Annotated in this window: 17 protein-coding genes and 2 tRNA genes; 5 read left to right on the top strand and 14 right to left on the bottom strand. The window is 69.1% G+C overall.

The features are described 5' to 3' along the window. Positions 1–14: 14 nt before the first annotated feature. Positions 15–1,712, bottom strand: coding sequence for a protein kinase domain-containing protein (locus tag ACVTJA_RS21680; RefSeq protein ID WP_465838832.1), 1,698 nt, complete (start codon positions 1,710–1,712; stop codon positions 15–17). A gap of 115 nt (positions 1,713–1,827) precedes the next feature. Between ACVTJA_RS21680 and ACVTJA_RS21675 the strand changes: the two genes are divergently transcribed. Continuing rightward, the gene (locus ACVTJA_RS21675; RefSeq protein ID WP_465838831.1) at positions 1,828–2,595 is read left to right on the top strand and encodes an FHA domain-containing protein; all 768 of its coding nucleotides are present in this window, start codon (positions 1,828–1,830) and stop codon (positions 2,593–2,595) included. Positions 2,596–2,668: 73 nt separating this feature from the next. Here ACVTJA_RS21675 and ACVTJA_RS21670 read toward each other — a convergent pair whose 3' ends face one another. Beyond that, positions 2,669–3,031 carry a TraR/DksA family transcriptional regulator gene (locus ACVTJA_RS21670; RefSeq protein WP_163999307.1) on the bottom strand — a complete coding sequence of 121 codons (363 nt, stop codon included), beginning with the start codon at positions 3,029–3,031 and terminating at the stop codon, positions 2,669–2,671. Positions 3,032–3,156: 125 nt separating this feature from the next. Between ACVTJA_RS21670 and ACVTJA_RS21665 the strand changes: the two genes are divergently transcribed. Beyond that, on the top strand, positions 3,157–4,038 hold the full coding sequence (locus ACVTJA_RS21665) for a DNA integrity scanning protein DisA nucleotide-binding domain protein (protein ID WP_465838829.1): 882 nt from the start codon (positions 3,157–3,159) through the stop codon (positions 4,036–4,038). 13 nt (positions 4,039–4,051) lie between these two features. Here ACVTJA_RS21665 and ACVTJA_RS21660 read toward each other — a convergent pair whose 3' ends face one another. From ACVTJA_RS21660 to dnaK, 5 genes are all read right to left on the bottom strand, one after another. Next, positions 4,052–4,612 carry a PspA/IM30 family protein gene (locus tag ACVTJA_RS21660; protein WP_465838828.1) on the bottom strand — a complete coding sequence of 187 codons (561 nt, stop codon included), beginning with the start codon at positions 4,610–4,612 and terminating at the stop codon, positions 4,052–4,054. A gap of 15 nt (positions 4,613–4,627) precedes the next feature. Next, positions 4,628–6,892 carry a vWA domain-containing protein gene (locus ACVTJA_RS21655; RefSeq protein WP_465838826.1) on the bottom strand — a complete coding sequence of 755 codons (2,265 nt, stop codon included), beginning with the start codon at positions 6,890–6,892 and terminating at the stop codon, positions 4,628–4,630. A 14-nt stretch (positions 6,893–6,906) separates the two neighbouring features. Then, complete coding sequence (locus ACVTJA_RS21650; protein ID WP_465838825.1) at positions 6,907–9,438, bottom strand: AAA family ATPase; 2,532 nt, start codon at positions 9,436–9,438, stop codon at positions 6,907–6,909. 88 nt (positions 9,439–9,526) lie between these two features. Continuing rightward, on the bottom strand, positions 9,527–10,402 hold the full coding sequence (locus ACVTJA_RS21645) for an SRPBCC family protein (RefSeq protein WP_465838824.1): 876 nt from the start codon (positions 10,400–10,402) through the stop codon (positions 9,527–9,529). A 238-nt stretch (positions 10,403–10,640) separates the two neighbouring features. Further along, positions 10,641–12,551: a molecular chaperone DnaK gene (gene dnaK / locus ACVTJA_RS21640; protein ID WP_465838823.1), complete on the bottom strand. Its 1,911-nt coding sequence runs from the start codon at positions 12,549–12,551 to the stop codon at positions 10,641–10,643. Positions 12,552–12,950: 399 nt separating this feature from the next. Between dnaK and ACVTJA_RS21635 the strand changes: the two genes are divergently transcribed. Beyond that, positions 12,951–14,045, top strand: coding sequence for a diacylglycerol/lipid kinase family protein (locus ACVTJA_RS21635; protein ID WP_465838822.1), 1,095 nt, complete (start codon positions 12,951–12,953; stop codon positions 14,043–14,045). A gap of 50 nt (positions 14,046–14,095) precedes the next feature. Here ACVTJA_RS21635 and ACVTJA_RS21630 read toward each other — a convergent pair whose 3' ends face one another. The 5 genes from ACVTJA_RS21630 to greB all read right to left on the bottom strand — a co-directional run bounded on the left by ACVTJA_RS21630 (position 14,096) and on the right by greB (position 18,366). Then, entirely contained in the window at positions 14,096–14,860 is a 765-nt protein-coding gene (locus ACVTJA_RS21630; RefSeq protein WP_465838821.1) for an SAM-dependent methyltransferase, read from the bottom strand. An 89-nt stretch (positions 14,861–14,949) separates the two neighbouring features. Then, positions 14,950–15,255 carry an HP0495 family protein gene (locus tag ACVTJA_RS21625; protein ID WP_465838819.1) on the bottom strand — a complete coding sequence of 102 codons (306 nt, stop codon included), beginning with the start codon at positions 15,253–15,255 and terminating at the stop codon, positions 14,950–14,952. Between the two features lie 33 nt (positions 15,256–15,288). After that, on the bottom strand, positions 15,289–16,608 hold the full coding sequence (locus ACVTJA_RS21620) for a PhoH family protein (RefSeq protein ID WP_465838818.1): 1,320 nt from the start codon (positions 16,606–16,608) through the stop codon (positions 15,289–15,291). 264 nt (positions 16,609–16,872) lie between these two features. After that, entirely contained in the window at positions 16,873–17,826 is a 954-nt protein-coding gene (locus ACVTJA_RS21615; protein ID WP_465838816.1) for a deacetylase, read from the bottom strand. 9 nt (positions 17,827–17,835) lie between these two features. After that, positions 17,836–18,366: a transcription elongation factor GreB gene (gene greB / locus ACVTJA_RS21610; protein WP_465838815.1), complete on the bottom strand. Its 531-nt coding sequence runs from the start codon at positions 18,364–18,366 to the stop codon at positions 17,836–17,838. Positions 18,367–18,558: 192 nt separating this feature from the next. Here greB and ACVTJA_RS21605 point away from each other — a divergent pair. Then, positions 18,559–18,631 (top strand) — tRNA-Lys (locus ACVTJA_RS21605). Positions 18,632–18,651: 20 nt separating this feature from the next. After that, positions 18,652–18,724: transfer RNA gene (locus ACVTJA_RS21600), tRNA-Glu, on the top strand. A gap of 246 nt (positions 18,725–18,970) precedes the next feature. Here ACVTJA_RS21600 and ACVTJA_RS21595 read toward each other — a convergent pair. Both ACVTJA_RS21595 and ACVTJA_RS21590 read right to left on the bottom strand, forming a co-directional pair. Continuing rightward, positions 18,971–19,774: a hypothetical protein gene (locus ACVTJA_RS21595; RefSeq protein ID WP_465838813.1), complete on the bottom strand. Its 804-nt coding sequence runs from the start codon at positions 19,772–19,774 to the stop codon at positions 18,971–18,973. Further along, entirely contained in the window at positions 19,771–21,006 is a 1,236-nt protein-coding gene (locus tag ACVTJA_RS21590; protein WP_465838811.1) for an AAA family ATPase, read from the bottom strand. The genes ACVTJA_RS21595 and ACVTJA_RS21590 overlap by 4 nt, the downstream gene beginning before the upstream one ends. Positions 21,007–21,101 lie beyond the last annotated feature (95 nt).

Genomic DNA, 21,101 nt, shown 5'->3' with positions numbered 1-21,101 from the left:
CGCGCCGTCCGCCGTCAGGGCGAGGACGGCTGGGCGATGGCCCCGCCCAGGCGCTGCTCGATGAGCTCGCGCGCCCTGGAGTGGGGAACCTCGCGCAGGTGGCGCTCCCACCAGCCGCGGGCCTCCTGCAGGTCGGGATTCGGCCGGCTCCAGTAGATGTCCCCCAGCTTCAGCGCCAGCTCCGGGTCTCCGCTCAGGCTGAAGGCCTCGCGGTAGCTCGACGCCGCGAGCGAGGTGTCCAGGCGCTGCAGCGCCCGGTCTCCATCCCTCGCCAACTGGCCGGCGCGCTCCACGTTGCGATCCGCCGCGGAAATCTGCCGCTCGTAGAGCGGCACCACCTCGGTGCTGGAGGACGCGCTGCCGGGCACGGGCGCGTTCTTGGGCAGTGCGTACGGCAGGTCCTGCGCCCCGCTGCCCGCGCCCATGTAGAAGTAGTAGGCGAAGAAGCCCGCCGCGGCCACGACGAGCAGGATGGTCAGCGACTTGAAGAAGAACGCGAGCCCGCTCCCGCCCGAGCCGGGATTCGTCGGCGCCACCGAGTCCGTCTTCTCCCGCGTGGCGGGCATCTTGTCCGCATTCGCGGGGAGCGGCGCGAGCACGCCCGGCAGCGCGCGCACCGTCGCCTCCATCGTCACCTCGTTGCTGTCCCAGCCCGGCACGGTGGTGTCGCGGCCGTCGCTCAGCGAGCCACCGTTGGACTTGCGAGGCAGCGGCGCCAGCACCGCCGAGGCCTGCGCGCGGCGCGGCGAGGCATCGGCCCGGCGGCGCTCCTTGTCCACCGCGAGCAGCTCCGCCTTGAAGGCCTCCGCGTTGGCGGGCCGGTCATCCGGGCTCTTGGAGAGCGCGCGGAGGATGAGCCGCTCCATCCCCGGCGAGATTCGGGCGTCCGGCCGGCGGCGGGTGGGCGGCGGCGGCTCCTCGGTGAGGTGCTTGGTGGCGAAGCCCACCGCCGAGTCGGACTCGAAGGGCAACAGCCCCGTCATCAACTGGTAGAGGATGACGCCCACCGCGTAGAGGTCCGAGCGGTGGTCCAGCGTCGCGCCGCGCGCCTGCTCCGGCGACATGTACTCGGGGGTGCCGCACACGAAGCCCGCGCGGGTGAGCGCCGGGCCTTCGTCGGTGGAGTCGGTAATCTTGGCGATTCCGAAGTCCAGCACCTTCACGAAGTCGCCTTCGTTGCGGCGCTGCTCCACCATGATGTTCTCGGGCTTGAGGTCCCGGTGGATGACGCCGGCGCCGTGCGCGTCCGACAGCGCGCTCAGCACCTGGCTGACGAGGCGCACCACGCGCGCCTCCCCCAGCGGCCACTCGCGGCTGAGGATTTGGTGCAGGTCCTGCCCCGCCACGTACTCCATGGCGATGAAGAGCGCGCCGTCCTCGGCCTGACCGAAGTCCAGCACGCTGATGGAGTTGGGGTGGTTGAGGCGGCTGGCGGCCTTGGCCTCGCGCTGGAAGCGCGCGACGGTGCGCTCGTCGGACAGCAGCGTGTGGCGCAGCACCTTCAGCACCACCACCTTGTCCAGGGCGAGCTGGCGGGCGCGGTACACCTTGCCCATGCCGCCCTCGCCGATGAGCGCCTCCACTCGGTACTTGTGGGCAATCGTCTTGCCGACGTACTCGTCCGCATCGGCCGCGCGCACCAGCGTCGCGCCACAGGCGGGGCAGTAACGGGAGGTTTCTTGGGCGTCGGCGCCGCAGGAGGGGCAGAGCAAGGCAACTTTCCCCAATGGGGTGGGGCCCGGACTTCACCACGTCGCTCGGGTGAGGGGCAAGCCATGCACAAGGCGAGCAACCCGGCCCGGCCCCTGGTAGAACCCCGAGGACGCCATGGACGCCGTGGAATACTGCCCCCGCTGTGACACAGAGAATGCCCGGGACGCCACCGTCTGCCGGGCGTGTGGCTCGCCCATCCGCTCCGGGACGATGGTGATGGCCGTGGCCAGCGTCGCCGCGCGCCCGCAGGTCTCCATCCGCGTGGTGCGCGCCGACGGCGGCCCCGAGTCCGTCGTCCGCATGCAGCGCGACACCCTCACCTGCGGCCAGCAGGGTGAAATCGCGCTCCCGGACGACCCCTTCATCATGCCCGTCCAGCTGCGCTTCTTCTTCTCGGGCGCTCGTCTGGCCGTGGAGGACGTGGGAGGCGCCAACGGCGTCTTCGTCCGTCTGCGCCAGGAGCGGGAATTGTCCCCCGGCGGTGAGCTCCGCCTGGGCCGCCAGCGACTGGTGCTGGAGCCCATCCCCGCCGCGGCCACCGGCCAGGGCGGCACGCAGGTGTGGGGCTCACCGGATCCCGGCTACCGCCTGCGGCTGGTGCAATTGCTGGAGGGGGGCTTGAGGGGCGGGGCCTTCCCGCTGCGCGAGGGCGACAACCTGCTGGGCCGCGAGCAGGGCGACCTCACCTTCCCCACGGACGGCTTCGTGTCCGGGCGTCACGCGGTGCTGCAGGTCCGCCAGGACCGGCTCCAGGTGCGCGACGTGGGCTCGTCCAACGGCACCTTCATCCGGCTGGCGGGCCCCACGTTCGTCGACAACGGGGACCACTTCCTCATCGGCCGCCAGCTGCTCCGCGTGGAAATCCAGGCGCCCGCGGCCTGAGGGCGCCCGGCACGGTCATCTCGGAAGGGAGGGCCGCACGAGCTTCCACTCGCGCGGCCCGGCCCCACGGCGCTCAGCCGTAGGACTTCTCCTTCTTCTCCTGCTCCTCCTTGCAGCGGATGCAGAGCGTCGTCACCGGACGCGCCTCCAGCCGCTTGGGGGAGATGTCCTCCTCACAACGCTCGCAGATGCCGAAGGTGCCGTCCTCGATGCGGGCCAGCGCCTTCTCAATCTTCTGCAGGAGGAACTTCTCCCGGTCGCGCAGGCGGAACACCATGGACTGCGCGTACTCGGAAGAGGCCAGGTCGATCTCGTCAGGGAGGTCGTCCGTGTCGAAGTTGGACTCCTCCACCAGGGTTTTCTTGGCGCTCTCGAGCAGGCTCGTCTTGCTGTCCTCGAGCATCTTCTTGTAACGCTTGAGATCTTTCTGGTTCACAGCCTTCGCTCCAGTCCAGCGAGGGTTTGGGCCCTGCCCCCAAAAAAAGGGCCCGAAAGTTTTATTCAGGGACCCTTCGGTGTCAAGCTGACCTGGGTGCAGACTGCGGGTGAAGGGAGGGCCTTTTGACCGAGAACACGAAGTTCGATCGGGAGTTCCTGCGCTCGGCCCTCTCGCTGGCGGGCAAGAGCGAAGTGGATCACTTCCTCTACATCTGTGACACGCCCATCCCTCCCGAGGAGCTCCGGGGCCGGCCTGCTCGCAAGAAGCTCGTGTACGCGGTGACGCTGGACAAGCTGACCCAGGAGCTGCAGGCGAAGAAGTTCCGGGCGCTGGTCATCCCCGCCTACGACTACTCCCGCACCGAGCGCGTGAAGGTGGCGCTCGTGTCCGCGCTGTCCCAGGGAGCGTTCAAGGAAGGGGACCTCGTCCTGTGCATGACGGGCAAGGTGGGCCGCGCGCCGGACACGCTGATGCAGATGCGAATCGGTGGCTCGCTGGATGACCGGCTGACCATCGAGGGCGTGAAGCTCGGCGAGGAGTTCAACTCGCAGGTGGTGGACGCGCTCATCCAGCTCGCGCTGCAGGTGGGCCAGGAGGGCTTCGAGGGGCACCCCATCGGCACCATCATCACCATCGGCGACCACACGACGGTGCTGGAGAAGAGCCGGCAGATGACCATCAACCCGTTCCAGGGACTCTCCGAGGCCGAGCGGAACGTGTTGGACCCGAAGATTCGCGAAGCCATCAAGAACTTCTCGGTGCTGGACGGGGCCTTCATCATCCGCGAGGACGGCGTGGTGCTGGCCGCGGGCCGCTACCTGTCCGCCACGGATGACGCGGTGAAGATTCCGCTCGGCCTGGGCGCCCGGCACGCGGCGGCGGCGGGGATTACGTCCACCACGCACTGCATCGCGCTGGTGGTGAGCCAGACGTCCGGCGCGGTGCGGCTCTTCAAGGGCGGCAACATCGTCCTGGAGCTGCACCAGACGGCGCGCCGCACCTGAGTCGCGCGGCGCCTCAGCGCTCCTGCTCTCGCAGCTCCTCGCGGTAGATGTCCGCGAGCGCGTGCGCCCGCTCCACCTCGTCGCGGGCCGCGTCCACCACCAACGCCTGCTCGAAGCGCGCCACGCGCTCACGCATGGCCTCGGTGACGATGCCGCCCACGGTGAGGCGCGCGGAGGCGCTCTCCCGCTCGCGGCGCAGCTCCGTCACCCGGTCTCCGAGCTCTCCCGCGGCCTCCAGCAGCAGCTTCCCGTCCGCGTCCGCGCGCTCCAGCGCGTCGCGCGTGGAAGCCAGCAGGGCCTCCGCCTGCTCGCGGTCCTTCGCCAGCACGGCCACGGCCTTGCCGTCCCCGCGCGACTCGGCGGTGGCCCGGCGCGAGGCGATGTCCTCCAGCCGGCGCGTGTAGCGCTCCACGCCGCGCGAGAGGTCCCCCTTGAGGGCCAGCAGCGTGGCCGCCGACTTGCGGACCTCCGCCGCCTGGCGCTCCAGTTTCTCGATGAGCTGGTCCAGCGCGGCGAGCGGGTCCACCGGCCGGGAGGGCTCCTTCTTCCGTTTGCCGAACAGGCCGAAGAACATGGCGTGACGCGAAGCCTACCCGAAGGGCCGGCACAACAACCGCACCCGTTCCAGCGCCTCGCGCACCGGGAGCCCACCGGCGGACAACGCGGCCAGGTAGCGAGCGGGGGTGAGGCCGTACACCGACAAGAGGTGCTGCAGGAGCACCACGCTCTCCGAGGCCCGCCGCTCCGCCGGGGCCAGCGACGCCGCCTCCACCAGCGCGCCGAGGATGTCCACCACGCGGTTCACCACGTCCGGGCCCGGCACCTCACGGACCGCGGGCGCGGAGGGCGTTTCCGGGAAGAGCGCGTCGAAGGACGCGTCCACCGCCACCTGCGCGGGCGAGCCCCGCCCCGCGGCCACCGCCTCCAGCGCGTCCAGGTGCGGAGCGAGCTGCTCCAGCGCATCCGCGGTGGCCGGCACGTCCCGGGGCAGCAGCGTGCGCCAGGGCGTGTCGAACTCGGTGCGGGCCCACTGAATCTCCTCGTCGGAGAGGTGGTGGTAGAAGGCGCGGCCTCCCGCGGCGCGCTGCTCCTTCACCAGCAGGCGCAGGTCGGGGTTCTCCTCGCCGAGCGAGATGAAGCTCAGGGCGATGTCCAGCGCGCCCATGGGAGCGCGGGTGCGGCGGATGAGCTCCAGGTCCACGCGGTCCTCGCCGTCGGTGATGAGCACCACGGTGGCGCGAGCGAGGTACGGGTCCCTCCCCTGCGCGGCGCGGATGGAGTCGAAGGCGGACATCAGCGCGAGCGTGATGTCCGTCTGTCCCTCGGCAGGCGACTCGCGGAAGAGCTTCTCGATTTGACGGGTGGCCTCCACGGCGGTGTCCACGCGGGCCAGCTCGGTGGGCACGTCGTTGAAGAAGCTGAAGTAGAGCGGGTCGAACGGCTCGCCCCGGCGTGCTTTCACGCGCAGGTTGTTGAGCTCGGCGATGACGAGCGCATCGCGGAAGCGGGCGCGGCCGCCGTGCATGGAGCCGGAGGCGTCGCAGACATAGACGCGCACCGCGGTGCGCTTCACCTTCTTGGGGCGAGGCGGTGGCTCGTCCTCCAGGTAGGCGCGCACGAGCTGGCGATTGGCGGCCAGGTCTCGCAGCAGCATGCGCGGGTCGCTCAGCACGAAGTTGTGGACCTCGTGCAGGCTGCCCGTCGTCTCGAACGTCATCGACTGGGTGGGGTAAGGCACGCGGCGGGGCACGGGCCGCTGCGTCTGCGTGTCCGCGAGGACGATTTCCTCGGACAGCGCATCCTCCACGTCGAAGTAGCGGGCACAACCGGCGGCCAGCTCGAAGGTGGAGAGCTGCTCGGGCTTGAGCGAGAAGGCCAGGTCCGCGAGCAGCTCGTCGGAGCGAGGGGCCGCGGCCTCCGGCTTCTGCGCCTCCTCGCCGAACCAGTGCGACAGCGAGTCCCGCTCCGCCGTCTCCACCAGGGACGACAGGCTCTGCCGGGGTGGCAGCAGCGGCTTCAGCGCCTCGCGCGCGGCGTCCGCGAGCTGCGTGTCACCGGCCTCCAGTGCCCGCTCGTACAGCCCGCGCAGTGAGCGATACGCCACCTGGGGCTCGCGCCGGGCCGAGTGCCGCACGTGGCGCAGCAACTCCTCCAGCGAGCGCACCGCCGGCACCGCGCGGACGCGCTCGCGGGCTTCCACCACCTGCCGGCGCAGCGTGAGGCCACGCTCGCGGTCATGGTCGGCGCCCAGGCGCAGCAACATCTCGTGCGCGAGGTCCAGGTCGCGTCGCTTCTGCACCACGTCCGCCACGTTCTCCCGGGCACGGGCCGCGAAGAACTCGGCCGCCGCCATGCGGGCGCTGGTGGGCGGGCGGTCCCTCCGCGTCGTCTCCGGCCGCACGTAGATTTCGAAGTCCGCGTCGATGCTCTCGGCGGGAGGACGGGAGAACAGGTCCGCCACCTTCACCGCCCGCGCGAGCTGCACGAAGGCCCGCTCCAGCACGGTGAGCGCGCCCGGGGGAGGCTCGCCGGCGCGCCATGCGCGCTCCACCAACAGCACGCACGCCTCCACCTCCTCGAGCGCCTGCTGGGCGCGCGTCTGGAGGCCCTGCGCCAGCGCCCCGGCCCTCCCCTTGCGCACGCCGAGCTCACGGAGGAGCTGCGCGTCCGCCGCGGTGTGGACGCCCACCCGGTCCAGCTCACGGTCCAGCGCCGTGAGCACCGGCAGGGCCAGGTCCTCCGGCCCGCGCGCACGGCGGCCCAGCGTCCACCCCCGCCAACCGCCGGGAGCAGGTGCCGGCTGGTGCAGGGCGTCCAGACGCCGCCGCAATTCCGTGAGCCGCCGGGACAGCACGCCTCAGGCCCCCCTCATGACGCCGACCGCCGCTCCAACACCTGGCGGCTGAAGCGTCCGAAGTCGTCGTCGATGCCGCGCAGCTGCCCCTCCAGCCGGCGCGCGCTCTCGCCCAGCTCGCCGGGCATGGAGCCCAGCAGCGACAGCACGCCGCGCAGCCGCACCAGCTCCCCCTCCTTCAGCGCGAGCATGGGGAAGCGGCTGCGCACCAGCCGGTCCACCGTGCGCTCCGCCTCGGCCCGCTCGGAGATGGAGTCTGGCGCCGGCAGCGACGTGAGGAGCTGTGTCAGCCAGCTCCGCAGGTACTTCACGCGCGAGTGCACGAAGGTCAGCTCCGCCTGAGCCACCGCCGCCCGCACGTGCTCCGACAGGAAGCCCGGAGAGCCACCGCTCCGGGTGACGGCGAGCTGCCCGTCCAACCCGAGCAACGCGGCCAGCTCCCCGTCCGGCGCGCGGGCGGAGAACTCGCCCCGGTAGAAGACGTACGCGTCGCCATTGAGGACCGCCGTGGCCTGGGGCGGAGGGCTGGCCACCTCGCGCGTGAGGAGCCGGGCGTGCTCCTTGAGCCGCGTCTCGATGATGTCGCGGCACTCGGCCATGACGAGCTCCGCGGACAGGCCCTCGCGCCGCAGGTTCTCCGCCACGGACTGCACCGCGCGGCCGTACTGCTCGATGCGCTCGAAGGGCGTGGTGCTGAGCACGTCGCGCGCGTAGGCCAGCCCCAGGGGCAACAGCAGCTCCTGCTTGAGCCCCTGTTGGGACGGGTCCAGCACGGCCAGGGAGTGCTCCAACTGCGTGAGGCGGCGCGAGTCGGCGGAGAGCGCCTCCAGCGGCTCCTTGCGGGAGCGGCCCGTGGAGCCCTGGAACGCCAGGGCGGCGCGGCGCCGCAGGGCGGACACCACGCGCCGACGCACGGCGACCTCCATCACCCGCAGTCGCTCCAGCGCCGCTGGAGCTCCCTCGGCGAGCTGCCCGGCCAGCTCCGTCGTCTGTGACAGCTCCTCCTCCAGGTTGTCCGCCAGCCCCACCAGCCCTTCCAGCTTCAGCCCGTCCTCGAAGTCCACGCTCTCCGCGGAGAGGGCAATCATCTCCAGCGCGCCCTCCAGGAAGCGGGCCGTGGCCTCGCACAGCGGCGCGAAGTTGGCGCGAAGCTCGGGGATGGCGTGGCACAGCTCCAGCGCATCCCGGAAGGAGGACAGCAGCGCCAGCCCGCCACGGCCCTCGCCCTGCCCCGCCATGCCGCGCGCCAGCCGCTGCTCGAGCGCCGCCACCAGCGCCCGCGCGGCCACCAACAGTGGCGCCCGGTTCTGCGCGTGGCGCGGCCCGGGCACCAGCTTCGTCAGCAGCGCCTTCGCCGTATTGGAGACCAGCGCCGGCTGCCAGTTGCGCCCCAGCGCCTCGGCCGCGGTGATTTCGTCCTGTGCCCCCAGGGCCTGGGCCTCGCGCTCCACGCCGCCGCCCAGCTCCTGCCGCACCTTCGCCAGGGCCTCGTCGAAGGCCCGCTGCTCCAGCCGGACGATTTCGAGCTGCGCCCGCTCGCGGGGGTCCACCACCGACTTGAGCAGCGCCTCCGTCTCCGCCGCGGGCGGACCGCCCAGCAGGAAGAACCAGCGCAGCGAGTCCAGGTCCTCCACCGTCGCCTCCAGCGGCCGCTCCGGCCGCCGGTAGAGCTGATCTCTCACCACCGCCGCCTTCAGCGCCCACAGCGCCTTCACCGCCGAGCGCTGGGAGAAGTACTTCGTGGGCACGTAGTCGGGCAGCTTGGACACCTGCGCCGCCAGCGCGCGCTCCAGCGCGTCCGCCAGGAGCTCCACGCCCTCCAGCACGTGGCTGGGGACCTTCACCTTCGTCACCGCGTCCTGGAGCAGGTCCACCTGCTGCAGCGTGAGCTGGGCGCGCAAATCCGGCCGCGCCCCGGAGGAGAAGCGCTGGAGCATGGCCGCCCGGCTCTCCCGCCGGGCGAAGGACTTGGGCACGAAGCAGATGAAGCTCAGCCGGTCCGCGAAGGCCAGCAGCAGCTCCGGCGAGCGCGCCAGCACCTCGGAGAGGTACCGGTTGCTCGTCATGATGACGCACTCGGTGCGCCCCGACGTCACCCGCCGCCCGTGCTTCAGCTCGCGCTCGTACAGCACGTTGAGGATGGAGCGCAGCAGCATGTCCCGGCCGTCGAAGACCTCGTCCAGGAAGGCGTGCTCGGAGCCCAGCATGCCCTCTTCCGTGAGGTACTCCGTGCGCCCCGTCTCCGTGAGCACCTTGAAGTCCACCGGGCCGATGAGGTCCGTCTGCACGGTGGACTCGGCGAGCTGCTTGGAGAACAGCGACGGCTGCCCCGTGCGCTCGTCGGTGATGCGCCCCAGCACCGCGCTGGCGATGGCGCTCTTCGCCGTGCCCGGCGGCCCCACCACCAGCACGTGCTCCCGCCCGAGGAGCGCCAGCTCGATTTGCGTGAAGAGCGTCTCTCGCTCCAGGTAGGCGTCCCGGAGCTCGCCGAAGAAGTGACGGAAGGCCCGGGCGGCCTGGAGGTACGGGGGCGGATGAGCGTGCACGGACAACCCAGAGGTAGCGGGGACGCGCCCATGCTATCCGCCGCCCTCGCCCCATTTGAAGTGGACCGGGGCCCACTCCCCGTCAAGCTCACTTCTCCCGCAGGGTGTCGTGCAGGTGCGCGTGGACGCTGCGCCAGATGCCGTGCTGCCGCTCGATGGGGTCCATCACCGCCATGCCCACGGACGTGGCCGGGGAGCTGCCCTGGAAGGCGGAGTACTGGCGCAGCCGCGTGCCGCCCTGGCCGTCATCCTGGAAGACGAAGCGGTTCGTCCCGCGCAGCGGGTGCCCGTCCAGGGTGGTGATGTGGACCGTGTTCTTCGCCGGCTCCAGGTGGACGGTGATGGGCGCCCACACCGGCGGCGGGCCCTTCTCCTCCAGGAACAGCTTCGCCCCCTCCGTCAGCGAATTCACCGAGGGCCGCACCTGGATGCCCGCCGACTCGAACACCGCCCCCGGGTTGCGCACGAAGTAGGCATAGGCCTTCTCCGGCGCCACGCCCGGAATGGAGCTGGTGTAGTCCGTGAGCGACGTGGGCGCCCCCTGGATGGGCGGGCTCGCGTCCAGGTGCTTCAGGTGCTCGCGCGCGTACGAGTCCACCAGGCGCCCGCCCCCCATCAACAGGCTATACGCCGCGGCCTCGGACTGCGCGGCCGTCAGCGTCGCCTGTTTCATCTGCTGGGCCAGGTTGCCCGTGGGCTTCGGGGGGAAGGAGCCTCCAATGGCGAAGTCGAACTTGTTGCCGGCCCCCGTCATGGGCCCGGAACGCGGGCCCGTGACGATGACGCCCTCCTTCGCTCCACCCTCCACGCCGCGGTAGACCTCCACGGTGCTGGCCGGGGCAACGGAGGCCGCCGGGCGGGATGCGGCCGGCCCCTGCGAAGTCGAGGCCTGGGTGGCCGAAGCGGCCCCGGTGTCGACGAGGCCGGGGTGGGGGGAGGACGGCGAAGATTCGATGCGGGACATGCGGGCGCCCTTTCACTGGCACGAGGTGCCCTGCCCCGTTGCAGCCGCTCCGCCAGCCACCACCCCAGTCTCCTCAAGGACTTGCCCGCCCGCGCGTCCCGGTTCACGTACGGCCCGTCCGCCATTTCGGAAGCCCGCATCCGCCCACGCCCCCCGCAATGCAAGAGGGCCGGCGCCCTCGTGGGAGCACCGGCCCTCTTTCAATCACTCACATCCGGCGGCTCTCACCGCCCCGGCACTACGACTGGCGGAACTCGGCGTCCACCACGTCGTCCTTCTTGCCGGTGGCCTGCGAGCCCGGAGCCGCGGAGGGGCCGGCACCCGGCGCGCCCTCGGCGCCCGGAGCGCCGCCGGTGGCGCGGTACATCTCCTCCGCCGCCTTGTAGCTGGCCGCCTGCAGCTTATCGAGCGCGGCCTTGATGGCGTCCTTGTCCTGGCCGTCGCGGACCTTGTTGAGCTCCGCCACCGCGTCCTCGATGCCCTTCGCCACGTCCGCGCCGAGCTTGTCCTTGTTCTCCTTCACCAGCTTCTCCGCCGCGTAGGACTGGCTCTCGGCCTGGTTCTTCAGCTCCACCAGCTCGCGGCGGGACTTGTCGGCCGCCTCGTTGGAGCGAGCCTCGTTGACCATCTTCTCCACCTCGTCCTTCGCGAGGCCGGACGAGTGGGTGATGGTGACCTTCTGCTCCTTGTTGGTGGCCTTGTCCTTCGCGCTGACGTTGAGGATGCCGTTCGCGTCGATGTCGAACGTCACCTCCACCTGCGGCACGCCGCGAGGCGCCGGGGGGATGCCCGTCAGCTGGAAGCGGCCGAGGCTGCGGTTGTCGCCCGCCATCTCGCGCTCACCCTGCAGCACGTGGATCTCCACCTGCGTCTGGCCGTCCGCGGCCGTGGAGAAGACCTCCGACTTGCGCGTGGGGATGGTGGTGTTGCGCTCGATGAGCTTCGTCATCACGCCACCCAGCGTCTCCACGCCCAGGCTCAGCGGCGTCACGTCCAGCAGGAGGATGTCCTTCACCTCGCCGGAGAGCACGCCCGCCTGCACCGCGGCGCCCACCGCCACCACCTCGTCCGGGTTCACCGAGCGGTTCGGCTCCTTGCCGAACAGCCGCTTCACCGCCTCCTGCACCTTCGGGATGCGCGTGGTGCCGCCCACCAGCACGACTTCGTTCAGGTCCTTCGGGTCCACCCCGGAGTCCTTGAGGCACTTGCGGCACGGCTCCAGCGAGCGCTCGATGAGGTCATCGATCATGGCCTCGAACTTGGCGCGCGTGAGCTTGACGTTGAGGTGCTTGGGGCCGGACGCGTCCGCCGTGAGGAACGGCAGGTTGATGTCCGTCTCCATCGCGGAGGACAGCTCGATCTTCGCCTTCTCCGCCGCCTCCTTCAGGCGCTGGAGCACCATCTTGTCCTTGCTGACGTCGAGCCCGGTGTCCTTCTTGAACTCGGAGATCAGCCAATCCATGATCCGCAGGTCGATGTTGTCGCCGCCCAGGTGCGTGTCACCGTTGGTGGCGAGCACGTCGACCACGCTCTCGCCCACCTCCAGGATGGAGATGTCGAAGGTGCCGCCGCCGAAGTCGTAGACGGCGATCTTCTCGTCCTTCTTCTTGTCCAGGCCGTACGCGAGCGCCGCGGCCGTCGGCTCGTTCACGATGCGCTTCACCGTGAGGCCGGCAATCTCACCCGCGTCCTTGGTGGCCTGACGCTGGGCATCGTTGAAGTACGCCGGGACGGTGATGACCGCCTCGGTCACCTTCTCACCCAGGTAGTTCTCCGCCGCCCGCTTCAGCTTCAGCAGCACCTGCGCGCTGATTTCCGGCGCGCTGTACTGCTTGCCGTCGATGTCCACGCGCGCGTCGCCATGGGGGCCACGGGCGACCTTGTAGGGGACCAGCTTGGCCTCCTCGGTCACCTCATCGTGGCGCCGGCCCATGAAGCGCTTGATGGAGTACACCGTCCGCTCGGGGTTGGTGATGGACTGACGCTTCGCCACCTGCCCCACCAGACGCTCCCCATCCTTCGTGAACGCGACCACCGAGGGCGTGATGCGGCTGCCTTCCTCGTTGACGATCACCTTGGGCTCGCGACCCTCCATGATCGCAACCACGCTGTTCGTGGTGCCCAGGTCGATCCCGATAATCTTGCCCACGGTTCGTATCCTCCGGAAAAGACTGCGTTTTTCTGAAAAGCTCCTGATGTACGCCCAACGTAACCACCCACCCCCTCGTGTCAAACCGGGGCAGGCGCGCTCAGGCCCGTCGCTGTGAAGGTGGCAACCCCCGGTGCGTAGCGCAGTGCGCAGGCAGGCATGCGCCGCGTCACGCCCGCGCCACCAACGCGGCACGGGTGCGTAACGCGCTCTACACCTCCGTCACCCCGCGGTAGCAACCGGGCGGCCTGGAGATCAGCAGCCAACGCTGCAACCCCTTGGAATCCCATGCCTGCCCGCCTGCTGACGCCTCGCGTCAGGGCTTGGCGAGAAAAGTGCACAGTCGGGCAGCCGTCGCTACCGGGCGCCCCCAGCCCGAGTCACCCAGGAGCCTGCCGCATGCTCGTCCAGCCCCTCCGCTCTCCGGACTTCCGCCGTGCCCCCGCGTCGGACATCACCGCCGAGCCGAAGGTCGCGGTGCTGCTGAACGCCAACGCCCGCAAGGTGGATGCGCGGGTGGTGAAGTCGCTGTCGCACGTGGTGCCGGAGCAGGACCTGTTCCTCTCGCGCTCGCCGCTGGATGCGCGGCGCATCGTCCAGACGGTGCTGGAGCGGGGCTACCCCATGGTCTTCACGGGTGGCGGCGACGGCACCTTCATGGGCTTCGTCAACGAGGTGCTGCACCAGGTGGGCCCCCGCGGCCGCTTCGCGGGCCAGACGGCGCCCCGCTTCGGCATCCTCAAGCTGGGCACGGGCAACGGCATCGCCAACCACGTCAACGCCTCCAGCACGCGCGGCGACGGCATCCTCAATGACGTGCTGCGCGCCCGCACGGGCGAGGTTCCGGGCTACCGCTCCATGGACCTGTTGATGGTGGACGGCCAGCGCGCGCCGTTCGCCGGGCTGGGCGTGGATGGCAAGGTGCTCAACGACTACATCTGGGTGAAGGAGAACCTGGGCAAGGGCTTCTTCAAGAGCGTCCTCACGGGCAGCGGCGGCTACTTCTCCGCGGTGGCCTGCAAGACGGTGCCGCACTACCTCACCCACTCCACCTGGGTGGAGTGCGAGGTGGTGAACGGCCAGGCCGGCGAGGCGTACCGGCTGGGCACGGATGGCCGCGCGGTGGGCGGCGCGATTGCCCCCGGCGAGACGCTCTTCCGCGGCCGGCTGATGATGGCGGCGGCGGGCACCATGCCCTTCTACGGCTACGGCTTCCGCATGTTCCCCTTCGCCAGCGAGCGCCGTGGCTTCATGCAGCTGCGCCTGGGCCAGGTGAAGCCCGGCCAGGTGCTCGCCAACCTGCCGAAGCTGTGGAACGGCCGCTGGTTCCCGGAGGGCCTCCACGACTTCCACGCCCGCGAGGTGACGATTCGCTTCGCCAACCCCATGCCCTTCCAGGTGGGTGGCGACGCGGCCGGCTACCGCGACGAGGTGAAGCTGTCCGTCGCCCCGGAGTCCATCGAGCTGGTGGACTTCAGCGGCGCGATGAACTGAAGCGCGGCGGCACGAGCGGCCCCTCCTCTTCGCGAGGGGCCCGGCCCCGACTACCCGCGGTCTCTCGACGCCGGAGGCTTCTCGCCCGGCTCCTTGCGGCGGCCCACGACGAAGGCGTAGCTGACGCTCGCCTTGCCGTTGCTCTCCTTGTGCAGGGCCAGCTCCTCGCGCAGCCCCGCGGCCTGCGGATTCGTGGGCCCGGACGTGAGCTGCGCCTCGATGTCCCGGTAGAGCGCGTCCAGCTCCGAGTCATGGAGCGTCTCCGCGGACTCGGGCTCGTAGCCGGCGGTCTCCAGCGCCTGGAGCAGCTCGCGCGGCAACAGCAGCGGCCCGCCCACGCGGCGCTCCCAGAAGTCCAGCGCGGCCTTGGGAGCGAAGCGCCCCACCCTCGCGGGGAACGTCACCCCCAGCCGGCCGCGCTTCGCCAGCAGCGGCCTCAGGCCTGTCAGCGTGTTGCGCAGCGGGTACAGCACGTGGCCCTGGATGAGGATGGCGTTGAAGCTGCCCTCGGGCAGGCCGAGCGCGTCCAGCGTCACGCGCCGCACCTCGAGCCTGTCGCCGAGCCCCTGGGCCTTCACCCGCTCACGCAGTGGGGCCAGCAGGGACTCGTCCGTATCCGCGGCCACCACCGAGCAGCCCAGCTCCTTCACCAGCAGCAGCGCGGCGCCAGCATCCGGACCGCAACCGAGTACCAACACCCGCGCGCCCGGCTCCAGCTGCGCCACCTTCGCGAAGCGGCGCGTCGACTCGTCCGAGCCGAAGGCGCGCCGGACTCCTGCGGGGTGGAACAGCGGAAAGGGCTCGGGGGGGCTCATGGGATTCCTCATATACCTGCCCCGTCCGGACTTCCAGCCACGCACCCGCCCCTTCCGCACCGGGCGCGGGGGCGTGCGATGGTCCTTCCTCAGAGGTAATAGACGACCCGCTCGTCCTCGTGGAGCTCCTTGTAGATGGCCCGCCGGTGCTCCTCGGAGAGCAAATACACCGACACGCTCAGCGAGAGATACTTGCCCTTGGTGCTGGGCTGCTCGCGGATGGAGTCCGGGGAGATTTCGGTCCCCATCAGCTTGCGGAACAGCGCTCTCACGTGCTCGGCGAAGCCGTGCTCCTGCTTGCCCATCACCTTGAAGGTGTAGATGGTGGGGTACTCGATGAGGGGCTTCTTCTCGTCCTCCGCGGGAGGAGTCTTTCCAGGGCCGTCCTTCGTCATGGCACGTCTCGTCGGTTGCGCGGGCGCAGGCGCTTACAGCAGGTTGGCGGCCAGCTCGGCCAGGGGGCTGCGCTCACCCTTGGCCATGGTGATGTGGCCGGCGATCTTCTCGTTCTTGAAGCGGTTGACCACGTGCACCAGGCCGTTGTTGGTCGAGTCCACGTACGGGTTGTCGATCTGGAACGGGTCTCCCGTGAGGATGATCTTCGTGTTGTCGCCCACGCGGGTGATGATGGTCTTCACCTCGTGCGGCGTGAGGTTCTGTGCCTCGTCCACGATGATGAACTGATTGGGCAGGCTGCGGCCGCGGATGTACGTCAGCGGCTCGATTTCCATCAGGCCCAAATCGAGCAGCTCGTGGTAGCCGCGCCCGGCCTTCTTGTCCGCGCGGCTCAGGTTCATCAGGAACTCCACGTTGTCGAAGATGGGCTGCATCCAGGGGTTGAGCTTCTCCTCGACGCTGCCGGGCAGATAACCGATGTCGCGCCCCAGCGGGAAGATGGGCCGGCTCACCAGCAGCTTCTGGTACAGCCCCTCCTCCGTCACCTTCTGCAGGCCCGCGGCAATCGCGAGCAGCGTCTTGCCCGTGCCGGCCTTGCCCACAATCGTGACGAGCTTGATGTCGTCGTTGAGGAGCAGGTCCAGGCAGAAGGCCTGCTCCATGTTGCGCGGGCGGACGCCCCAGGTGCCGTCCTTGATGCTGCGCAGGAGCGGCACGAGCTTGCCCTTCGTGCCGTGGAAGCGCCCCATGGCGGTGTGGGACGGGTTCGTCTCGTCCTTGAGCAGCACCACCTGGTTGGGGGCGAGCGTGTCCGCGTCGGGCAGCTCCACCTCAGCGCCCTGCTTGTACATCTGGTCCACCAAATCACGCGGGACGAGCCGCTCGGTGAAGCCGGTGTACAGCTCGGTGATTTCCACCCGCTCGGCGTCGTAGTCCTCGGCGATGAGGCCGAGCGCGTCCGCGCGGATGCGCAGGTTGGTGTCCTTGGTGATGAAGACGGCCTGCGTCTCCGGCTCCTTCTCCATCAGGTCGATGGCCACCGCGAGGATGCGGTTGTCCATCAGGTTGCTGTCCGCCATGGACAGCGGCAGCTCACGGTCGGTGAAGTTGACGCGGAGCATGCCCCCGTGCGGCAGGGGCACGCCCTCCTTCAGCGAGCCCTCCGCGCGGAAGGAGTCGAGGTATCGGGCCACCAGACGCGCGTTACGTCCCAGCTCGGAGAGGTCGCGCTTGAACTGATCGATCTCCTCGATGACGTAGATGGGGATGATGACGTTGTTGTCCTTGAAGCCGTAGATGCTGCGCGGATCGTGGAGGAGGACGTTGGTATCGAGGATGAAGTTCTTTCGCATCGTGGGTTGCGCGACCTGAAGGTTCGGGTGCGACCGCTGTGGCGTGCGACGGGGCTTCTTCTTCTACCCAATATAGACACCGCCCCCGGGGGAAACAGCCAGCTTCTCGCCTGGAAGGTCGGCTGTCCGAAACCCCACGCCCGTCGCACGCGAGCCGACGCACCGCGCCCCCGGGCCGCGGCTTTCCGGCCCTGGCCATTGAACGTTCGGGGGCCGTGCCCCCAGTCCCGTCAAGCCACAGGGCTGTAGCAGCCCGTTCCGGCTTCAGTGCGCGGCGACGGGCGCGAGCGGATCATACCCGAGCAGCTCCGACACCCGCTCGGGCGGCGGCCCTGGCGGCATGCGCTCCCAGGGGAAGCGCTGCTGGAGCGCCTCCTCGTCCAGGACGAGCGGCTGCCGGGCGTTGATTTGGAGCGCGTCGTCCCACTCGCGCGCGTCGAAGTGGTGGATCAACCGGCGGCTGAGTGGGGACAGCATGGGGGTGGGCATGAAGGGCATGGACTGGCCCTGGGGGTCGCGCATGCAGCCCAGCTCCACGGCCCAGGCGAGGAGCCAGCGGGGGCGCTGCTGGCCGGCGGCCTTCAAGGCGAGGAAGCGCCCGTGGGCGGCTCCGTCCACGAAGACGAAGCGGCGCTCGTAGACGCAGGCGGCGGCGAAGGTGGAGGGAATGAGGGCCAGGGCCTCGGCGCCGATGCGGCGGGTCATCAGCAGGAGCAGATCGAGCACCTGCCCGGAGAGGGCGAGACCGGGGTGGCTCTGCCCGGGCAACGGGGGCCGGTGCCAGTCGAAGGCGCGGGATGGGTTCTGGAGGAGGAGCGAGTCCACGTAGAGGAGCGGCGCGGTGGCGAGCGCGTCCTCCAGGCCCACCTCGGCACCGATGCTCTTGCGGAGGCTCACGTCGACGACGGGGGCGTAGAAGCGGCGGCTCCAGAGGACGAGGCGCGGGCGGTACGGGTCGTCGCAGCGGACGCGCAATTCCAGCGGGCCCACGCGCTCCTCCACGCGCTGGAGCAGGCCGTAGGCGCGCAGGGCCCGCTCCAAGCCCTCGGGGCTGTAGGTGCCGAAGACGAGCTCGACGCGGGACTGCTTGGAGCAGTCTCCGCCGAGGCCGAGGTCTTCCAGGGTGAGGTCCTCGTCCTCTGAGACAGCCAGGTCCGCTCCGCTCATTTGCTGGTAGATGCGGCGCAAGCGGGTGTTGATGGGCTGCGTCCGAGGCATGACAGCCTCCTATTCGTATCGGATGTCGACCACGGTGAGCTCGATTTCTCCCCGGGGGCGGCGCACCTCGACGGAGTCACCCACGGCCTTGCGCAGCAGCGCGCGGCCGATGGGAGACTCCACGCTGATGCGGCCTCCGGCGGCGTCGATCTCATCGGAACCGACTATCTGATACGTGGTGCGCGCGCCGTCCTCGTCCTCCAGGGTGACGGTGGCCCCGAAGTAGATTCGTTCACGCTCCGTCTGTTCAGAGGGCGTGACGATGGTGGCGGTGTCCAGGCGCTTCTGTAGGAAGCGCAGGCGCCGGTCGATTTCACGCAGGCGCTTCTTGCCGTAGATGTACTCGGCGTTCTCCGAGCGGTCGCCCTGGGCGGCGGCGGCGGAGACCTCGGCGGTGACCTTGGGACGCTCCTCGTTGAGGAGGTGGACCAGCTCGCGGTGCATGCGCTCGGCGCCCGAGCGGGTGAGGTAGCGGCGGAACGGGGCCTTCTCCTCGTCGTCCTCGATGTCGTCCATGTCGGGGTGTACGTCCTGGGACATGCTCCCTGTATACCGCCGGACGGTGACGGCGGAGTGGAGACGCCGGCTCGGACGTTCACCGGAAGTCGGGGAACGGATGTCAGGAAGGGGGACGTGTGCTCGCCAGTGGAAAGCGCTGGGGAGTGCTGGTAGAGAGCGCCTGCCCCGGAGGCTGACGGGGCAATCGGTCGCGGTACGAAAAAAGAATAGTGCGAGTCGCTAGCTCAGCTGGTAGAGCACCGGCCTTTTAAGCCGAGGGTCGGGGGTTCGATCCCCCCGCGACTCATGTAGTAGAGAGGTAGAGCCGTCCCCGTCGTCTAGAGGCCCAGGACGCTGGCCTTTCAAGCCGGTAACACGGGTTCGAATCCCGTCGGGGACACTGAAGGCCGGAAGTCGCTGGAGACAGCGGCTTCCGGCCTTGTTGTTTTCAGGCTCCTGCTCGTCTCCAGGATGTCTCCAAGCCGGAGACGCATGCCGCCCCTCCTCCAGCATCTGGATGGCGCGGTGCTTCGCCACCTTCTCCAGGTGCATGAACCGCATCGTGGCGCGAAGGCTGCTGTGACCCGCCGACTCCTTGATGGAGAGCGGCAGGACGCCCCGCGTGGCGAGGAGGAAATGCGGGGCGTTATACCCCGTACAGCTCCCGTAGCCGCTGTGACGTCGGGTGACGGGAAATTGTCTCAAGCATCCGTGCCTCACCACAGCCTGCGAAGTACGCAGCCCACTCATGAGGTCGATCGACGAAGTCACCTCGTATCTGACGCAGAGCCTTCGGCGCCGGATCGAGCGAGCGCGCAGCGCTAATCGCGCGAGAAAGTAACGTCTTTAGGGCGACACCGCCTTCGCCCCAGGTGGGAGGCCAACCTTTCGGAACCTTCCGTCCCACGCCAAGCGCTCTCCTCACCGCGATTTCGTCCTCGAAGAGCGCTTCGAACTCCGGGTCCATACAGACCGCGAGCAGAGAGCCCCTGCCTAGACGAGGAGGCGCGAAGCGATCTGAAGGGCGGGCACGCGCCTCCATCTCTGAGAGGCGCTCGCCTGCACGCGTACGGAAGTCTTCGGGAAGGCGGGGCGAGTTCTTCAGTGCCCGATAGAAGCGTAGCGTCTCCTCCCACCGGCAGACCTTTACGTTCGCATCCCATGGAGGCAGGAGGTCGAACGCGATGATGCCGGCGTCGAAAGAATCGCGCGCAAGCTCGACACGGATGAGTTCGTCGAGACCGACATTCATCGTGGGCGAACGGCGAAAGTTCTCCTTCTTGTCCAGTACCGTGAGTTGTCCCTTGTGGAACGGAATCACGCGAGCGAACGGCTTCAAGCCGAGTGCGGCAGCAAGCTTGTCGCCCCACAGAATATCCAACCATGGGCGGCCCGACCGATCCTTCTCACCGAGACTGCCCTCCACGAAGAGCGCCACCTTGAGCGTCATGGGGACCGCTCCAGGTTCACGTACCGAGCCCCCGGGGGGATGTCAGCAGAGAACGTCGTGAACTCCTCCGTGTCGGATGCACGGTAGTAGCGGGTTTCACCGACCTCGCGTTTAACCAGAAGTACATCCGCCATTGGCACATGATCGAGGAGCCAAGGCGAGTGTGTCGTCACGATCACCTGGATGCCATTGAGCGCCGCCGACCGCAGCTTTCGCAGCACATTAAGGGTCGTCCACGGATCGAGCCCATTCTCGATCTCCTCGACGCAGAGCAGGCTTGGCGGAGGATCGTGGTTGAGGAGAGCGAACAGCGCCGTGATGCGTCGCGTGCCCTCGGAGAGCATCCACGCAGGGATCTCGAACGTGCCTCGTCCTTTGCGCCCGACGTAAGGCATCTCCTCGAGCAACGAAAAGTGAACCAGTTCCTCTCGAGATCTGCGGGGCTTCGTGACGCGAAGTCCCTTGATGTCGTGCAGCACCTCGTTGACGTCCGCAACCACTTGCTTGAGCTTTGCTGGCGAGAGTTCGGACAACAAGGCGGGCAGCATGTGGCCCTCCTCATCGAGGAGCGGCTCGAAGGAAGCCCGTCGTGCGAGCGACCCCCCAGCAAGACTGCTCGGACTCAGTCGGAGGAACACGGCGCGGTCCCAAAAATCCTTGAGCCGTCCGAGTTCGGCGAGTCCCCCGGCTTCGCTCGTCCGCCCGAGACGCCCGAGGACGAGACGGTCCGGCTCGTCGAAGACGCGCTTCCGCAGTTTGTCCTTCGGAAGAAGGACGCGCTCGCCGGGCCGGAGCAGTTCCGCATCGCCTTCCTTCGTGGTGTCGATGAGAGGAGTTCGGCGGCCCTCTGCATGGGCCGTCAGTTTTTCCCTGTGAATCAGCGGTGAGGCGTCTTTGCCTTCATCCACTTCCAGGTGGTAGCGCAGGCTATCGGTTGACCCCGCCTGCTCTTCCCACGTCATCTCAAGGCCAAAGAACCGGCGCTTCGTCTGCGACCGCACGTTGATGATGTCGTGAATGCCCTGGTAGCGCGCACACGCGCGACGTGCGTCTTCTCGGAGCGTGCGATCGACCCACTGGAGCGCTTCCAGAAACGTGCTCTTCCCGGAGCCGTTCCGCCCGATGACGACCGTAAACGGCGTGAGCTGAATTGGGTCCGGCCTGAACGCCGCTTTGAACCGTTCGAGCCGCACCTCTCGGAGGAGCAGCGGCTCGGTTTTCTTCCTGGCCATGGACGAGACCTCATCGGAGCGACAGAGGGACGAACGATAGGCGTGCAACGTGAGCCAAACAAGAACGCTGCCGAGACCCTTGAGCGGGGGGACCC

It is taken from the genome of Pyxidicoccus sp. M6 (genome assembly GCF_055568925.1).
Note: the sequence above shows the minus strand (reverse complement) of the source record. Positions and strands in the feature narration are given on the sequence as shown.

What these genes read in the sequence shown, in the direction of transcription:
- ACVTJA_RS21675 (WP_465838831.1), top strand. Translation starts at nt 1,828, where the DNA reads ATGGACGCCGTGGAATACTGCCCCCGCTGTGACACAGAGAATGCCCGG.
- ACVTJA_RS21660 (WP_465838828.1), bottom strand. Translation starts at nt 4,612, where the DNA reads ATGTTCTTCGGCCTGTTCGGCAAACGGAAGAAGGAGCCCTCCCGGCCG.
- ACVTJA_RS21645 (WP_465838824.1), bottom strand. Translation starts at nt 10,402, where the DNA reads ATGTCCCGCATCGAATCTTCGCCGTCCTCCCCCCACCCCGGCCTCGTC.
- ACVTJA_RS21635 (WP_465838822.1), top strand. Translation starts at nt 12,951, where the DNA reads ATGCTCGTCCAGCCCCTCCGCTCTCCGGACTTCCGCCGTGCCCCCGCG.
- ACVTJA_RS21630 (WP_465838821.1), bottom strand. Translation starts at nt 14,860, where the DNA reads ATGAGCCCCCCCGAGCCCTTTCCGCTGTTCCACCCCGCAGGAGTCCGG.
- ACVTJA_RS21625 (WP_465838819.1), bottom strand. Translation starts at nt 15,255, where the DNA reads ATGACGAAGGACGGCCCTGGAAAGACTCCTCCCGCGGAGGACGAGAAG.
- ACVTJA_RS21620 (WP_465838818.1), bottom strand. Translation starts at nt 16,608, where the DNA reads ATGCGAAAGAACTTCATCCTCGATACCAACGTCCTCCTCCACGATCCG.
- ACVTJA_RS21615 (WP_465838816.1), bottom strand. Translation starts at nt 17,826, where the DNA reads ATGCCTCGGACGCAGCCCATCAACACCCGCTTGCGCCGCATCTACCAG.
- greB (WP_465838815.1), bottom strand. Translation starts at nt 18,366, where the DNA reads ATGTCCCAGGACGTACACCCCGACATGGACGACATCGAGGACGACGAG.
- ACVTJA_RS21595 (WP_465838813.1), bottom strand. Translation starts at nt 19,774, where the DNA reads ATGACGCTCAAGGTGGCGCTCTTCGTGGAGGGCAGTCTCGGTGAGAAG.
- ACVTJA_RS21590 (WP_465838811.1), bottom strand. Translation starts at nt 21,006, where the DNA reads ATGGCCAGGAAGAAAACCGAGCCGCTGCTCCTCCGAGAGGTGCGGCTC.